This window comes from Mycobacterium sp. MAA66 (assembly GCF_041261665.1).
In the GTDB taxonomy this organism is placed as follows: Bacteria; Actinomycetota; Actinomycetes; order Mycobacteriales; family Mycobacteriaceae; genus Mycobacterium.
The window spans coordinates 37,427-54,720 of the sequence record NZ_JBGCCC010000005.1; the positions used below are offsets into that span (position 1 = coordinate 37,427).

The following is a 17,294-nucleotide window of genomic DNA, read 5'->3' on the forward strand; positions in this document are numbered from 1 at the left end:
ATTAGGCCTGCTCGAGGACCGCGACGGCCGCGGCGGTGTCGCCGTCGTGGGTCAGCGACACGTGAATGGTGACGCCCTTGAGGTGCTCGGCGATCTCACCGGACAGCCGCACCTTGGGGCGGCCCCACATATCGGTGACCACCTCGATGTCGCGGTGGATCCCTTCGGGCAGCACCGGCCGCTTGGAGAACCGTGACCCCGACCACGCCTTGATCACGGCTTCCTTGGCTGCCCATCGGGCCGCCAGGTGCCGGGCCGCCGACGAACTCTTGTCGGCGGCGTCCCGGCGCTCCCCTGGCGTGAAGGTCTCGGCGAAGACGGTGCCCGGCTGGTCCACCTGCTCGGCGAAGTCCGAAATGGACACCAGGTCAATACCTATACCAACAATGCTCACGCGCGATCCGCTTCGCTACTCGCTCCGGTGCTCATCCGCGCCCGTACCAACCGTTTTCGCCCAACCGCGATGCCGGGTCGAGCAGCATGTCAGCTTCCTGACGCTTCTCCGGCGAATCGTGGTTGAACCGGCGGTCGGCCGGCTTCTCGTACAGCGGACGGCCACCGGCGATGGCCGATGCCAGGCGGTGCTGACCGGCCAGCAGTCGGGCATCTGCGCGACGCAGGTAGTCCTCCCGCTGTTCCGGGGTCAGCGCGGCCAGCAGGGCCTCCGGGTGCACCAGCGCAACCATGCCGGACACGTGGCCGAACCCGAGGCTGGTCACCAGACCGGCCTTGATCGGGAACTTCTCGCCCAGCTGCAGGGTTTCGCGGACCCAGACGAAGTGCTGCGCGTTGGACAGTTCGTCGTCCACGCAGTCCAGGCTGCGGTTCGGCGGGATCACGCCGTCGCGCAGGATCTGGCACAGACCCATCATCTGGAACGCTGCCGCGCCACCCTTGGCGTGACCGGTCAGGCTCTTCTGGCTCACCACGAACAGCGGGTTGCCCGGCGAGCGACCCAACGAAGCCGCGAGACGCTCGTGCAACTCGGTCTCGTTGGGATCGTTGGCCAGCGTCGAGGTGTCGTGCTTGGAGATGACGGCGATGTCATCCGGCGCCACACCGAGTTTGGCCAGCGAACGGGCCAGCTTCGACTCGCGGCCACCGCGACCGGCGCCCAGTGCACCCAGACCCGGAGCCGGGATCGAGGTGTGCACACCGTCACCGAACGACGAGGCGTAGCCGACCACGGCCAGCACCGGCAGACCCATCTCGATGGCGAGGTCACCGCGGGCCAGCAGAATCGTTCCGCCACCCTGGGATTCGACGAAGCCCAACCGGCGCCGGTCGTTGGCGCGGGAGAACTTCGAGTCGCTGATGCCCTTGGCGCGCATCACCTCGGTGTCCGCAGTGGCGGCCATGTCGCCGAAGCCCATGATGGCCTCCAGCGTCAGGTCGTCATAGCCACCGGCGACCACGAAATCGGCCTTGCCCAAACGGATCTTGTCGACGCCCTCTTCGACCGACACAGCGGCGGTCGCGCACGCGGCAACCGGGTGGATCATCGAGCCGTAGCTACCGATGTAGGACTGCACCACGTGTCCGGCGAAGACGTTGGGCAGCACCTCCTGCAGGATGTCGTTCGGCTTGCTGCGACCCAGCAGGTTGCCGTGGTACATGGTCTGCATCGAGGTCATGCCGCCCATGCCGGTGCCCTGCGTCGAGGCCACCATGCTCGGGTGCACCCAGCGCATCAGCTCTTCCGGGCTGAACCCGGCCGACAGGAACGCATCGACGGTGGTCACCAGGTTCCACAACGCCAACCGGTCGATCGAGCTGGCCATGTCCGGCGTGACGCCGTAGACCTGCGGGTCGAACCCGGTGGGCACCTGCGCACCGACGGTGCGCGACAGCTTCACCTTGCGCGGCACCCGGATCTCGGTGCCGGCCTGACGGGTGACCTGCCAGTCGGAGCTGTCCGGCACCGGCGCGATGACGGTGTGCTCCGGATCGAACTGAACGAACGCCCGGGCGTCGGCCTCGGAGGAGACGACGAACGAGAAGTCCTTGTCCAGGAACACCGAAACCAGCAGCGGTGCGGCGTGATCGGGATCCAGGAATCCGTCGTCCACCCATTCACGGATGCCGACGCGGTCCAGCACGACGTCGTGGTAGCGCTCGACCAGTTCGGTCTCGTCCACCAGGTCACCGGTGTTGGTGTCGTACCAGCCCGGCTTCGGGTCGTCTTCCCACTTGACCAGACCGGTGGTCCAGGCCAGCTCCAGGACGCCGGCGGCCGACAGTTCGCCGGACACCTCCATCTCGAAGCGGGTGCGCGACGAGCCGTACGGCCCGAGCTCGGCACCGGAGACCAGTACCACCATGTCGGCGGGGTCGACGTCGACCTTCGCCCACTGGGGTGCCGGGGCGGCCTGACGGCCACGCGGCGGCGACGGCAGTGCGGCGATGGTGCCCGCCAGATCTTCTTCTGTCGCAGCAGATTCGGCGACCATCTCCTCGCGGGCCTTGGCGGCCAGCTCAGCCATGTCGAGCTGCACCTCACCCAGACCGCCGGTCAGGTCGACCTTGATCGGCTCGTGTGCCGCTGCCACCTTGGACTCGATGTTGCACAAGTCGAGCAGCATCGAAGCCATCTCTTCGCTGGTGTACGTGGTGACACCGGCTTCTTCGACGGCACCGACGATTACGTCGTTGTGGCCCATCAGGCCGGTGCCCTTGGTCCAGCCGATCAGCGCGTGCGCCAGCGAAACTCGCTGTGACCACGAGGTTTCGGCCTTCCAGCGCGATACCACTGCGTCGAGAGCGGACTTGGACTCGCCGTAGGCGCCGTCACCGCCGAACATGCCGCGGTTGGGCGAGCCCGGCAGCACCACATGCAGACGTGAGGCGATGTCGCGATCGGAACCGATGTGCGACAGGCCGCCGATGAGCCGCTGCACGGCCCACAGCAGAACCTTCATCTCCATCTCGGCGCGGGCGCCGGCCTCCGACAGATCGCCCGCCACGCGCGGCGCGGCGAACGGGAACAGCAATGTCGGGGTCTGCGCATCCTTGACGTGAATCGACTGCGGCCCAAGGTTTTCGCTCTGCTCGTTGCCGATCCACTCCACCAGCGCGTCGATGTCGGTGTAGGACGCCATGTTGGCCGGCACCACCCACAGCTGCGCGCCGAAGCGGGCGTTGTCGCGGTACAGGGTCCGGTAGAACGCCAACCGGTCGTCATCGAGCTTGGAGGTGGTCGCCACAACCGAAGCACCGCCGTGCAAGAGCTGCGCCACCACCGCCGAAGCGATCGAGCCCTTCGACGCGCCGGTGACCACGGCCACCTCGTTGACGTACCGACCCGACTCCGGGTTCTCGGCGCCTGCCGCGGCCCGTCCGTAGAGGGACCCATGGATGGTGCGACCCGCCGCCAGCGCCTTGCCCTGCCACCAATTGGCCTGGGTGGCAACGACATGTCCGGCACCCTCGAAGCGCTCGGAGAGCTGCGCCCAGTCGCCGTCGACCTCGTCCTCGTCCATCAGCCAGATGCGCGCGAGGTCCTCGCGGGCGCTGGCCCACCGGTCATCGAACAGCACCGCCTTGCGGCCGTCGAACACCGGCGCAACCAAACGCGGCCAGTCCGAACCCAATTCGGCGTTGACCAGATCCATCAGCTCGGCGTCCGAGGCCTCCGGCAGCACCACCGGGGTGTTCAGGCCCAGCTCGCCCAGGATCAGGCGCGCGGCCGAAGCCAGCACACCGGTCGGACCGGTGACCTGCTCGGCGAACTCGTTCAGTGCGGCCGAGTCGACGACGCCACCGGCGCCGCCACCTGCCGAGGGCAGCGACACCGCCACGCCACGACGCGCGGCAACCACGCTCACGGCGGCATCAATGGCCTTGTCCACGCTGGCCGCGTCGGCCAGTGCGCCGTTGTGCAGGCCACCCAGGTCGCCGCCGCGGACACTGGAACCTTCACGGGTACCCAGCGCCAACTCGACGGTGACGTGCTTGACCCAGCCCGCACCGAGCTCCCAGGTCTTGCCGACCCGCTCGGCGATGTAGGCCGGACGCTTGCCCGAGGGGCCGAGCACCGTGCGCAACTGGTCGTTGATCGCGTCGGAAAGCACCGGGCCGAAAGGCTTGTAGGTACGGGCCAGCTTGGTGACCTGCCCCTTGAGCCCGGACAGGTCGGCCTCGGCGGCACCGTCGATGGCGCCCAGGTTCAGCTCCGAACCCAGGTCGACCAGCAGCTGGTTGCGTCGAGACGAGGCACCGTCGGTGATCGACTCGATGGAGTCCAGCGGCTCGATCTGATCGATGCGCATCTTGGCCGACAGCGCGATCAATGCCACGGTCGCGTCGGCGGCGTCGAAGCCGATGTCGTCAGGACGGGGTCCACCCGAGGGTGCGGCCGGCGCGGCGGCCGGAACCGGTGCTGCGGCAACAGCTTCCACGGGTGCCGCAGCGGCAGCCGGCGCGGGAGCGGTGTCGTCCTCGGGCTCCGGATCGGTGTCGGTGGCGAACAACATCGCCGCGTCGCGCTCGACGTTGAGCACCTCGGTGGTGTTGTGCGAGTACTCCGGCAGCTTGAGCGTGTTGGTGGCCAGACCGGCGACCGTCGGCATGGTCTTCACGCCGATCTCGACGAACCGCTCGACACCGAGACCGCCTGCGGCCTCTTCGATGAAGAGCAGATCCTGGGTTTCGATCCAACGCACCGGGCTGGCGAACTGCCAGGCCAACAGCTCGATGACGACCTTGCGGCACAGCTCATGAGGCTTCTCGTTGCGCCAGGTGTCGTAGTCGGCGAGCACCTCGTCGAGCGGCTCGGCCGGCACCAGATCGCGGATCTCCTGGATGAAGTCGCGGTCCAGGGTGAACAACCGTGGCACCAGGTTCGGGATGTACTTGCCGACCAGCAGATCGGGATCGGCGTCACGCGGCATGACCCGGTCCAGCGCCCGACGGAAGTCGGCGACGCCGACACGCAGCACCTCGGAGTGGAACGGCACGTCGATGCCGGGCACCATGATGAACGACCGCTTGCCGCCGCTGATCTCGCGACGACGCTCGATCTCCTCCTCCAGGGCCTCCAGGCCGCGGACGGTACCGGCGATGGCGTACTGCGAGCCACGCAGGTTGAAGTTCACGATCTGCAGGAATTCACCTGTGCGCTCGGCGATTTGGGCCACGAAGTCGGTGACGTCATCGTCGTCGAGGTCGATCTGCGACGGGCGGATGGCGGCGAGCCGGTAGTTGGAGCGGCCCTTCTCGTCGCGCGGAACGATGTCGTGCATCTTGCTGCCGCGGTGGAACACCACCTCCAACAGCGCATCCAGCTCGTACACACCGGACACGCAGGCCAGCGCGGTGTACTCGCCGACAGAGTGGCCACAGGCGATGGCACCCTCGACGAAGGCGCCCTGCTCCCGCATCTCGGCGACCTGAGCGGCCGCCACCGTGGCCATGGCCACCTGGGTGAACTGCGTCAGGAACAGCACGCCGTCCGGGTGGTGGTAGTGCACACCGCTGGCGATGATGCTGGTCGGGTTGTCGCGCACCACGTGCAGCACCGAGAAGCCCAGGGTGTCGCGGGTGAACTTGTCGGCGGTGTCCCACACCTTGCGGGCGGCCTTGGACCGGGCCCGCACCTCCATACCCATGCCCTTGTGCTGGATGCCCTGGCCTGGGAACGCGTAAACCGTTTTGGGCGCGGCCAATTGGGCCGTCGCCGACATCACCAGATCGCCGCCGACCTTCGCGGTGACCTCGATGATCTCGGCGCCGCGGTCGATGCCCACGCGGTCGACCCGGAAGTCGATGTCATCGCCCGGCAGCACCATGCCCAGGAAGCGGGAGGTCCAGCCGACCAGACGGGCCGGCGGCGTGGCCTGCCCATCGGTGGCGGTGACCACATGCTGGGCCGCGGCCGACAGCCACATGCCGTGCACGATGGGCGATTTCAGACCGGCCAGCAGTGCGGCAGCCCGGTCGGTGTGAATCGGGTTGTGGTCACCGGAGACCACCGCGAAGGCGCTCATGTCGGCAGGCGCGGTGACGGAGACATCGCGACGACGACGGCGCGGGGTCTCGGTGGCGTTGTCGGTGATCGCACCGCCGGCGCGCGGCGGGTCGGTCAGCTCGATGGCGCCGCTCCGACCGCGGATGGCGAACCGCTCGTCCAGCTTGGCCAGGACGGTGCCGGCAGCATCGGCGATGGTGACCTCGACCGGCACGACGCGGCCGACCTCGGTGTCCACCGCGGCCGAAGCCGTTGCGGTGACGGTCAATTCGGCACGCTCGGTGGGCATCGGGGCCAGCAGGTGCGCGGCGTGGTCCAGGTGCACCAGGCTCAGCAGGCCTTCAACGACCGGGAAGCCGCTATCGGTGACGGCCGAACCGATCACCGAGAAGACAGCGGGCCAGCAGTGGCCGACCAGAGCGTCGGGCACCAGGGTCAGACCCGGCGCCAGCGGGGCACCGAAGGTGGCAGTGACGCCGGTGTGGTCGGCAACCTCTTCGGGGTCCCAGTCTGCGGTGACGGTGGCCGTGTTGCCGGTGACGATCGGCAGCGCGTCCACGCCGTCGGCGCCGGCGGCGATGGCCAGCACGGCGCGCATGGCCGCAGCGGCATCCTCGGTGGTGACCACCGGCATACCGCCGTCGACGGTGGCCGACGGCAGGGTGAACCGGATCGCGATCCAGATGTCCGACAGCGGTACGTTCAGGGTGACGCCGTCACTATCGAGTTCGAGCCGAGCGCCGGTCGAAGGGTGTGTGGCCGAACGGTTTTCGTTGACCTGCCACTCCGACGGAGCGCCGATGCGGTGCACCGGGTTGATCGCGGTGCGACCGGCCCACAGCACATCGGGCGAGTCCAGAACCACGCCGAGCGGCCCCGTGACGTCGACGCGGGCCTGGCGACGGGAGACCACCGAGACCGGCTCGACCCCGGCGGCCAGCACCTCGTCGATCGAGGCCTGCTCGAAGCGGTCCAGCAGCTCGCCGACCGGCTCGTCGACCCGGGTGATACCGGCGACGGCGGCGGTACCGGGGATGATGCAGACCTGGTCAGCGGTGTAACGCGCGTCGTGGGCCTGCCACAGCGAGTCGCTGCGCCACCAACGGCGCACATCCTTGTCGACCACCGGCACGAAGTTCACCGGCTTGCCGAGGGTCTTGCACAGCGTGATGAAGAACGGGATGTCGGCCGGGTGCAGGCGCAGGGTCTGCGCCTCGGGGTAGCGGGCGACCAACTCGGCGATCGCGCGCTGCGGATCCTCAAGCAGCGCTTCGCCTTCGGCGTTCGCACCGAACAGGGTGTCGATCCGGCCGGCGTCGGCCGGGTTCAGCCGGGCCTCGGCGCGCTGCAGCATCTCTTCGAACCGGTCGCGCCAGGTGATGTCCAGCCACGGCGAGTCGGTCTTCTTGGTGTCGGCGGTGCTGTTGTTGTCGCCGATGGCCAGCTCGACGTAGCGCGAAAGCCACTGCTGGTACGTCATTTCGGCGACGTCGCCGAAGTACGGCTTGGCGGTGTCGGCCATCGCGGCGATGATCTCGTCGCGGCGCTCGGCCACGGCGTCGGCATCGCCGGCGACCTCGTCGAGCAGCCGGCCACAACGCGATGCGGTGTTGTCGATCTCGTGGATGTCCGCGCCCAGCTGGCTGCGGCCAGAAGCCATGCCGCCCTGGGCTTTTCCGGCGCCGACCCACTGATCGGTGCCCTTGGTGTCGACCAGCATCTGCTTGACCGCAGGCGAGGTGGTGGCTTCCAGGGTGGCCATCGCGGCGGTGCCGACCAGGATGCCGTCGACCGGCATCAGCGGGAAGCCGTACTGCTTGGCCCACCGGCCGGACAGGTACTCGGCAGCCCGCTCCGGGGTACCGATACCGCCGCCGACGCAGATGGTCAGGTTGGACTGCTTGCGCAGATCCGAGTAGGTGCTGACGAGCAGGTCGTCGAGGTCTTCCCACGAGTGGTGGCCACCGGCGCGGCCGCCCTCGACGTGGACGATGATCTCCCTGTCCGGGACCTCGGCGGCGATCTTGATGACCGACTTGATCTGGTCCACGGTGCCCGGCTTGAACACCACATTGGTGATGCCGATCTCGTGCAGTTCCTCGATCAGCGCGACGGCTTCTTCCAGCTCGGGAATGCCGGCGGTGACCACCACGCCGTCGATCGGCGCACCGGATTGACGGGCCTTCTGCACCAGGCGCTTTCCGCCCACCTGCAGCTTCCACAGGTACGGGTCCAGGAACAGCGAGTTGAACTGGATGGCGCGGCCCGGCTCGAGGAGCTGGGTCAGCTCGGCGATGCGGTCGTCGAAGATCTCCTCGGTGACCTGGCCGCCACCGGCCAGCTCGGCCCAGTGCCCGGCGTTGGCCGCCGCGGCGACGATCTTGGCGTCGACGGTGGTGGGGGTCATGCCGGCCAGCAGGATCGGCGACCGGCCGGTGAGGCGGGTGAACTTGGTGGACAGCTTGACCGAACCGTCGGGCAGCTGCACCGCGGACGGGGCGTAGCTGGCCCAGGCGGGCGCCACGGCCGGCGCCGCACCGACGGTGAACAGCGAACGCTGTCCGGCGCGGGTGGCGGCGGGCACGATGCCCACGCCCAGGCCCCGAATGATCGGCGAGGTGAGGCGGGTGACGGTGTCGCTGGGGCCCAGATCGATGATCCAGCGGGCGCCGGCGTCGTGCAGCCGCTCGACCTCGGAGACCCAGTCGATGGGCTTGACGAAGATCGCTTCGGTCATCTGATGGGCCAACTCGGTGTCGATGCCGATCTTGGCGGCCCAGCGGTCGACGACCTCGATGCCGTCGGCCAGACGCGGGGTGTGGAAGCCGACCTCGACCTGCACGCTGTTGAACACCGGGCTGAACACCGCACCACCGCGCAGCTTGTTCTTCCGCTCGGCTTCGTCCTTCTCGGTGATCTTGCTGCAGTACAGCTCGAACCGGGCCAGCTGCTCCGGGGTTCCGGTGATGACGACGCTGCGACGGCCGTTACGGATCGACAGCACGGGCGGCAGGACCGTGCGGACATCCTTGGAGAACTCTTCGAGCAGTTCGGCGATACGGTCCGGGTCGGCGTTGGTGACCGACACCATCGGAGACTTGTCACCCCGGCCGACCATGCCGCGGCGGCGCGACACCAGCGAGCCGGCGGCACCGATCAGCTGCAGCAGCGCGAGCAGCTCGGCGTCCCGAGCACCATTGGCCTTGAGTGCCTCGGCCGCGATGATGCCCTGCGAATGCCCTGCGACCGCGACCGGCGGGGTGCCGGCCAGATCCAGGCCCTGACGCTGCACGGCGCGCATGGCGGCCATCTGGGCCAGCAGGATGCCCGGGCCGGAGATGGCGGCCGTGGTCAGTTGCTTGGCGGTGGGCAGCTGCTCGTCGGCAGCCAGTGCGCGGACCCACTGCATCGGCTCGAAGCCGACCGGCCGTACCACGACCAACTCGCGGGCCACCGGCTCCAGCAGCAGGGCCGCTTCGCCGACGACTTCGCTCAGTTCCGACTCGATACCGGCCGAACTGACGAGTTCTTCGAGGTTCTCCAGCCAGCCGGCACCCTGGCCACCGAAGGCCACGGCATAGGGCTCACCGGCGTTGAGGAGGTCCACCAGCGCGTGCGCGCCGGTAAGGGAGGCCGCCGAATCGTCGGCGCGGCCGCTGGTCACCTGGTGGTGTTCGTTGATCGTCACGTCGTGCTTCTCCCTTTGGTACTGCGCGTGCTGCGATGTCTGCGTTGTCGGCCCGGCAGGGCCGGGTCTGCGTGGCGCGAAAGAAATCGCACCGACTCCGCGACGCTGCGGAGGCACCCAGCTTCCAGACGGACGGACCATCCGGGCCGGGCCGACTGCAATAAGAGTGTCATAAGAGGTCAGCCCATTTTCCGACGGGAAATGGTTACTGGCGAGTTCTACGGATGGGTAACCACAGATTGGGTAACGGCGCATCACAAAACGGTCTACAAGTTGCCGGACAAACGTCCTGCTTGCGGGTGGTTACGGTCGGGTAGCAAGGATTTCGCAGATCACAGCGGTATTGTTATCAAATCGTTATCGGGTTTGAGGCGCCCGGCGCACCTTACTTGCGGGTAGCAAAAAATCTCGCAGAAAACGTCGACAAGTCAGTTCACGGTGTATATAAGCCCGGTAAGTTGTCGAGGCAAAGTTTGCTGGACTCACGTCTCGACCGCCTTAGAGTTGATCACCAGCTAACCGGCGACCATGCCGCCCCACAAACCGTCAGGCGTCAGTCCCACTGGCCGCACCAATGTTTGAGAATGTTGTCGGCGTCGACGCCGATGCCAGCAACCTTCCGCTGGTCGATCTGCACGTGGCGCAGCGCCGCAGCAGGGTTTGGCACCGAACGTGAAGTTGGGCTCACTGATCAGTGCCCGCCTGCGGCCTGAACCGCAGCATCCGCATGTCGATGCCCGACCATCTCGAACCCGATCACGGTCACTATCGGGGCCAGGCACGCGACCAGCAGACAGACCGCCATCGGCACCCCTGCCCCCGCCAGGATCACCGCTACCACCAGCACCACCGCGGTCAGCGCCAACAACAGCAGGTGCAACGCATCCGAGCTGCGCAGCATCAGCGTGTACATCCCGTAGACCAGTGCGATATAGACGCCCACCGGGATCACCACGGTCAGCACCGTGGCCACCGAGCCCAGCGCCGAGTGATGCTGGATGAAGTACGCCGCGGTGTGCAAGCCGGCACCCGTGGCCACGATGGCCCCGTACACCGGCATGTGCAGATAACCGAACCAGAACGACCGCTCGCGGTGGGCGTGCAACGCATCGGCGGCCGGAACCATGAAATACACCCACCACATGCCGAACGTCAGGGCGGTGCCCGAGATCGCCAGCAGTACCGCATCGACCGACCAGCCGTGTTCGCCGATGTCCGCCGAGAGCGTGGCGACCGTACCGACCACGCCCTCCCCCAGCGCGATGATCGCCAGCAGGCCATAACGTTCCGCAATGTGATGGGCGTGCCACGGCGTGCCGCCGCATCGCGATTCGGCCAGGATGGGTCCGCCGAGTTCAATCGAAGCCAGCACCGCCCAACAACCGAGCGTCACCGGTACCGGCGTCGGCAGGAACACCGTGCCGATCCAGCCGAGCTGCACCGCAGACACGATCACCGCGTAGGTCAACGCGGCCGGCCTACCGGCCGGATTCTGCCGCGCGGCCCGTAACCACTGCCCCACCAACGCAATTCGCATCACCACGTAGCCGGCGACCAGCACCGCGTTGTCCACCTGCCGGCCGGCCTCGACGGAGTCGTAGAACGCCGGCAGGCCCAGCGCCAGGACCAGCACGCCCACCATCTCGACCATGGTCATCAGCCGGAACACCCAGTCGTCGGTGTCGTACGCCGAGGCGAACCAGGTGAAATTGATCCACGCCAGGCAGATCGCAAAAGTCGCGAACACGAACGCGGTGATCCCGGCGCCCACGTGACCGGCGGCGAGCATGTGGGCCAGTTCCGAAGCCGCGACGCCGAAGGCGACGGTGAAGGTCAGGTCGAACAGCAACTCCAGGGGGGTCGACACCCGGTGCTTCTCATGGGGATCTCGTCCCCGCATCGGCGCCAGTCGATGGGCCCGCACTGCGCTGTGCGCGTCGGAAGTGAGCGGCTGCGCTCCGTCCATGCCGTATCCCCTTCACCGAATCCGCGGCCCGCCTCGGGCCGCTCCACGGTAAGCCTCCCGCATGTTCACCACCCACGTCCCACTACCGTGAGTGCGTGTCCACTGCCCCGATCGCCGTCGGTGTGGTGCTCGCCGCGGGCATCGGCTCGCGGGTGGGCGCCGACGGCAACAAGGCCTACCTACAGTTGGCCGGCCGCAGCATGATGTCCTGGTCGGTCGGCGCGGTCGCCGGCGCGCCCGATATCGAACGCACCGTCCTGGTGTTCCGCCGCGGCGAACGCGCTCAGGTCGAACAGCTGATTGCCGCCGAACTCCCTGGCATACCAATTGAATTCGTCGAGGGCGGTGACAGCCGGCACAGCTCGGAACACAATGTGCTGAACCATCTGGCCGCCGACATCGAGTCCGGATCGATCGACGTCGTTCTCATCCACGACGCCGCCCGACCGCTGGCCGAACCCGAATTGATGGCATCCGCGATCGCCGCGGCCCGCCGGCACGGTGGCGCAATCCCGGTGCTCGACGCCGGCGACGTGGCGCGCAGGGACTCATCCGATCGGCTGACCGCGATTCCGGAATCACTGGTGCGCGTGCAGACTCCGCAGGCATTCCGGGCCGGTCCGCTGTTACAGGCCTACCGCGACGCCGACGCGGCCGGGTTCGACGGCACCGACACCTCGTCGTGCGTGGAGCGGTTCACCGATGTCCGGGTCCATTCGATCGCCGGTTCGGCGCAGAACTTCAAAGTGACATTCGCCCACGATGTTCAGGTGGCCGAGCAACTCCTCAGCCTGCGGTGAGAATCGCTTCCACCAGAGCCCGATCCTGGACCAGGTCGACGGCGAACGCATTCGGGTCACCGTCCACGGTCGCGGCCTCCGGCATCAGATCCTCACCATCGAGCCACCGGGCCAGTGCTGCAACGGAATAACCGCGCGGATACTGCACCGTGCACAATTCGGCGCGGTCGACATTACCGCCGACAACACCCTGCGCATCAACGACTTTCACGCTGTCCACCATCGGCAGCACAGGCAGCACGACATCGTGGTCACGCAGTCCGGTACTTACTCTGGTGGACAACTCAGCGGTGGCCAGTGGGTACCGCACATCGTGCACGACCACGTGGGTGACACCGACCGGTTCACCGCGCAGGTGATCCAGCGCGGTGCGGACACAGTCGCGAAACGAAGCCGCACCGGCAGCCGCCAGGACGGTGCAGTCGCCGAGATCGTTGGCTGCCAGGCATTCCCGAGTTACCGTCAACGACGGCTCGGCGACCACGACCAGCACCGGCGCTGCTGACGACATCGCCCGTACTGCCCGGGTCAGGGCGGATGCACCACCGATCGGTGCGGTGAAATCGGTCGGCGCGACGTCGGCCGGCAGCGGCACGATTCCCCAGATGATCACCACGTCACCCTAGATCGGGTCGAACGCCGCGATGAGCCAGTTGCCGTCGACCTTGTTCATACTGATCTTCACCGCGCTCTGGGCAAAAGATCCGTCCGGGTTCTCCTTGCTCACGGTGACCTGGTTGATGAACGCCAGGACCAGCGCCGAGTCCGGATGCATCTCTGAGACCGCCGCACGAGCGACGGTCGCCTGCGTCTTGACATCCTTCTGTTTGACCGCCGGGGTCACCACCTTCTGGGTGAAGTCGGTGTAATAACCCAGGAAGTCACCGGTGAGATGCGACTTGGCCTTGGCGAAGTCCTTGTCCATGGTCTCCGGCGCGTACGACAACATGGCCACCGCACCTTCGGAGGCCGCCTTGAGTACCGCGTCCGACGACATCGCGTTGGTCTGCCTGTCGGGCACGTACAGGTCGAAGTAGGCCCACGTCGCGAAGCCTGCAGAACCGGCCAGCAGCACCGCGAGCAATACCGGAATCAGCCATCGCACAACGCGGTTCTCCGGCTCCGCGGCGACCGCTGCGTCATCGACGCCATCCGCGGGTGCGGTCAGTTCGACTCCGGTCGTCTCGATCTCGTCAGGCTCGGAAGTCACGGCACGAACTCAACTTTCGCCAGCTTGATCTGTCCACCGTCACGAGCCACGTCCACACTCCAACGCCACGACCGCGGCTGCTGGTCCTTGCTGGCCGCGTTGGTCACCTTCGTGGTCGCCGCCACCAACACCGTCGCGGTGTCCTGCGTCATGGCCTGAACCGCCGTGGCGGTCACGGTCGCCTCGGTCACCGACTTGGACGATTCGGCCACCTTGACGAAGTCTTGTGCGGTCGCCTGGAAGTCCTTCTTGAAGTCGCCGGTGGTCCCATCGAGGATCCGCTGCACGTCCTGCTGGGCGTGCCGGTAATCCAGTGACATCAGATTCACCACACCCTGTGCTGCAGCCGCGGCGAATTCAGCGCGCCGGTGCTGCTCGGCGGCCTGGCCGGTTTGGAGCTGGTGGTGCTGCCACATCACCCAACCACCGAAACCCACCAGCCCCAGCGACAGCACGACGATCAACGTCGCGGCGATGATCGCCCACACCGGTGTCTTGGACGGCTCAGTGACGGACGTTTCGAGCTCAAGCGGGTCGGGGTTCGGTGGCGTATCGGACGACTCTGCCCGCGCGGACTGCGCGGCCTGTAGTTCTTCGGCCTCGCGCCGCAGCCGGATCGCGGTGGCCTTGGCCCGGGCAGCAGCTGCCAGGGCCTCGGCTTCTGCGGCCTCGGCTTCGGCCTCATCTGCGGCGAGCGACGGAGCATCGGCCGACGCCGAGTCCTCCGGGCTGTGTGTGTCCATATCGATCAATGGTGACGCCTATCGCGGGATGACATCGACCCCTCCTGCCCGTCAGTGCAGCACTTGGCGAGAATGACATTATCAGTTTTTGATATGAGGCCGACCATACTCCACCCGTACACGTTGCAATATCGTGACTGTGCAGCGGAAATGACATTTCCGTGCTGTGCGAATGCCCAGCGCGTTCCTTGGCAGCTAGCGCAATTGGTCCTTCATCACCTTGCCGGTCGCATTGAGCGGCAAGGCGTCCCGGAACTCTACAAAGCGCGGGACCTTGTAACCAGCCATCCGATCCCGGCTCCAGGAGATCAGCTCGTCGGCGGTGATCCCGCCGGATGGGCAGACCACAAACGCCTTGCCGACCTGACCCATTCGCTCGTCGGGCACCCCGACCACTGCAGCTTGCGCGACGGCCGGGTGCTCCATCAGGAAGCCTTCGATCTCGGCCGGGTAGGCGTTGAATCCGCCGACGATGAAGATGTCCTTCTTGCGGCCGACGATCTTGAGCCGGCCTACTTCGGTGAACTCGCCGAGGTCGCCGGTGTGCAGCCAACCGTCGGGGTCGATTGCCGCAGCGGTGGCGCCCGGGTCGTCCAGGTAGCCCTGCATGACGCTGTAGCCGCGGGCCAACACCTCGCCGTCCCCGGCGATGCGGACCTCGACACCGTCACACGGCACACCGGCAGTGGTGGCCACGTCCTCGAACGAATCTCCGGGTAGCGACAGTGTGACGTTGCCGGCCTCGGTCAGGCCGTAGCCGGTCATCAACGTCTGGAACGGCAGCTCGTCGTGAATCCGGCGGACCAGCTCGACCGGGATGTCCGCGGCCCCGGTGACCCCGGCGCGCAGCGTCGCCAGCCGGGTCTTGTCGGGCACCGTCAGCAGCGAGTGGTACAGCGTGGGCGGGCCCGGCAGCATGGTAACCCGTTCTGCCTCAATGAGTTCCACCACGCGGTCGATGTCGAACACCTCGACCGGAATCATGGTCGCCCCGCGCAGCAACGAGGCGACCAGGCCGGCCTTGAGACCGAAGGTGTGGAAGTACGGGTTGACCATCAGATATCGATCGCCCCGACGAAGGTCGGCCAGCGTCGCCCATTCTTCGTACATCCGCAGGGTCTGGCGGTGGTTCATCATGGCGCCCTTGGGACGGCCGGTGGTGCCCGAGGTGTAGATGACATCGCAGATGTCGTCGCCGCTCAGCCAGTCCGCGGGCGCCCGCTCGAATGGCGCTGCTGCGGTGAGGAAGTCAGATTTCAGATCGATGGTCGGGATCCCCGGAACGTCGAAATCCTGCCCTAGGAAACCCTTTTGGACCAGCACAGCCTTGGCGCCGCTGCGGGTGATGACGTCGGCGGCCTCGTCCGTTTTGAACCGGGTGTTGACCGGGACCAGCACGCCACCGGCGGTCATGATGCCGAACGCCGCGATGATCCACTCGCCGGAGTTGGGCGCCCACAGCGCGACCCGGTCACCCTTGTTGACGCCCAGCCCGGCGACCGCGCCCGCAGCAAGGCGGACGCGGTCAGCGAGTTGGTCGAACGACAAGCGCAGCGGACCGTCCCCAGCCGGATTGACGGCACCACCGTCGACGACTGCCTCGGCATCGCCGAACCGGTCCGCTGCACTGAGGACCATCTCGGGGATGGTCTCCCAGCGGGGTCGTGTCACAGCGTGACGAGACGACCCAGATTGCCACCCATGATCTTGGCCTGGTCCTCGATGGCCAGGTGCTCCAGCGCGGTGACGTAGTGGGTCGGCTCGGCCAGGCCCTCCGGGTGCGGCCAGTCAGAGCCGTACAGCACCTGGTCGACACCGATCAGGTTGATCAAGTCGTCGATGCCTTCCTCGTAGAACGGGCTGACGTAGATGCGGTTCTTGATCTCTTCGATCGGGTTGCCCAAGAACGCCTCTGGCGCTTTCTTGTACACCTCCGCCATCGAATCCAGCAGCGGGAACATCCATTTGGACCCGGCTTCGACGACTCCGACCTTCAGATCCGGATGCCGGAACAGGCCGCCGTGGATGACCCATGAGGCCACCGCGTCCTGAATCGGGCGCCACTCGTTGAGGATCGACATCGCGTTGGTCTGGAACGGCAGCATCTCCTGCGCCCCGCCGTCCCATTCCGAGGTGTAGCGCGAGTAGCCGCTGTCGGAGGAGTGCATACCGACGAACACGTCGTACTCCACGCACTTGCGCCAGAACGGGTCGAACTCGGGCAGCGCGAACGAGCGCGGGCCACGGAAGCCGGGCACCGGTGCCGGGCGGACCAGGATGGCGCGGGCACCACGCTTGACCGCCCACTCCAGCTCCTCGATGGCCTTGTCGACGATCGGCAGCGTGATCACGGGCGTGGTGAAGATGCGGTTCTGATAGTTGAAGCCCCACACGTCGTCCAGCCACTGGTTCAGCGAGTGGATCAGGACGTGGATCGCGACCGGATCGTCGCGCAGCCGCTCCTCGACGAGGCTGGCCAGCGTCGGGAACATCAGCGTGCGGTCGATACCGAGCTCATTCATCAGCTCCAGCCGCGGGCCGGGCTCGAAGAACGCCGGGATGGATTTCATCGGCTCACCGAACAGCTCCCGCTTGCTCTTGCCATCCGGGTTACCGAACTTGAAGTACTCCTCCCAGGCGCCGGGCTTGGCGACCACCGAGAAGGTGGGGTTCGGGATGTAGTTGCTTATCTGGCCGCGGATGGCGATCTTGGTCCGCCCGTTGACCTCCACGTACTGGACGACGTCCTTGTACTCCTTGGGGAGGTAGGTCAGCAACGCCTCCGGCGGCTCGTACAGGTGGTTGTCCGCGTCGAACAGCGGGAAGGAAATGTCGACCCGGTGTGACAGTTGACCCATGAAATTCTCCTTTTCGCTTCGTGAGAATCATATTCTCACTTGAGTGCACTGGCAATACGTCCAG

Annotated in this window: 9 protein-coding genes; 1 reads left to right on the top strand and 8 read right to left on the bottom strand. The window is 66.8% G+C overall.

The window, feature by feature from the left end:
* Position 1 precedes the first annotated feature (1 nt).
* The 3 genes from ABIA30_RS16460 to ABIA30_RS16470 form a co-directional block, all read right to left on the bottom strand.
* Positions 2 to 394 (bottom strand): holo-ACP synthase, encoded by a 393-nt coding sequence (locus tag ABIA30_RS16460; protein ID WP_370067207.1) that lies wholly within the window; start codon positions 392 to 394, stop codon positions 2 to 4.
* 31 nt (positions 395 to 425) lie between these two features.
* Complete coding sequence (locus tag ABIA30_RS16465) at positions 426 to 9,653, bottom strand: fatty acid synthase subunit beta domain-containing protein (RefSeq protein WP_370067209.1); 9,228 nt, start codon at positions 9,651 to 9,653, stop codon at positions 426 to 428.
* 691 nt (positions 9,654 to 10,344) lie between these two features.
* Entirely contained in the window at positions 10,345 to 11,553 is a 1,209-nt protein-coding gene (locus ABIA30_RS16470; RefSeq protein WP_370067681.1) for a low temperature requirement protein A, read from the bottom strand.
* Between the two features lie 161 nt (positions 11,554 to 11,714).
* On the opposite strand from ABIA30_RS16470, the gene ABIA30_RS16475 reads away from it, so the two are divergent.
* Positions 11,715 to 12,419, top strand: coding sequence for a 2-C-methyl-D-erythritol 4-phosphate cytidylyltransferase (locus ABIA30_RS16475; protein ID WP_370067211.1), 705 nt, complete (start codon positions 11,715 to 11,717; stop codon positions 12,417 to 12,419).
* Here ABIA30_RS16475 and ABIA30_RS16480 read toward each other — a convergent pair.
* From ABIA30_RS16480 to ABIA30_RS16500, 5 genes are all read right to left on the bottom strand, one after another.
* Positions 12,406 to 13,032, bottom strand: a complete 627-nt coding sequence (locus tag ABIA30_RS16480; protein ID WP_370067213.1) for a 2-C-methyl-D-erythritol 4-phosphate cytidylyltransferase — start codon at positions 13,030 to 13,032, stop codon at positions 12,406 to 12,408. The genes ABIA30_RS16475 and ABIA30_RS16480 overlap by 14 nt on opposite strands.
* A gap of 9 nt (positions 13,033 to 13,041) precedes the next feature.
* Positions 13,042 to 13,629 (bottom strand): twin-arginine translocation pathway signal, encoded by a 588-nt coding sequence (locus tag ABIA30_RS16485; RefSeq protein WP_370067215.1) that lies wholly within the window; start codon positions 13,627 to 13,629, stop codon positions 13,042 to 13,044.
* Positions 13,626 to 14,372, bottom strand: coding sequence for a hypothetical protein (locus tag ABIA30_RS16490; RefSeq protein ID WP_370067217.1), 747 nt, complete (start codon positions 14,370 to 14,372; stop codon positions 13,626 to 13,628). Before ABIA30_RS16490 ends, ABIA30_RS16485 begins: the two co-directional genes overlap by 4 nt.
* Positions 14,373 to 14,567: 195 nt before the next feature.
* On the bottom strand, positions 14,568 to 16,043 hold the full coding sequence (locus ABIA30_RS16495) for a FadD3 family acyl-CoA ligase (protein WP_370067218.1): 1,476 nt from the start codon (positions 16,041 to 16,043) through the stop codon (positions 14,568 to 14,570).
* The gene (locus ABIA30_RS16500; protein WP_370067219.1) at positions 16,040 to 17,230 is read right to left on the bottom strand and encodes an amidohydrolase family protein; all 1,191 of its coding nucleotides are present in this window, start codon (positions 17,228 to 17,230) and stop codon (positions 16,040 to 16,042) included. The genes ABIA30_RS16495 and ABIA30_RS16500 overlap by 4 nt, the downstream gene beginning before the upstream one ends.
* Between the last annotated feature and the right edge of the window lie 64 nt (positions 17,231 to 17,294).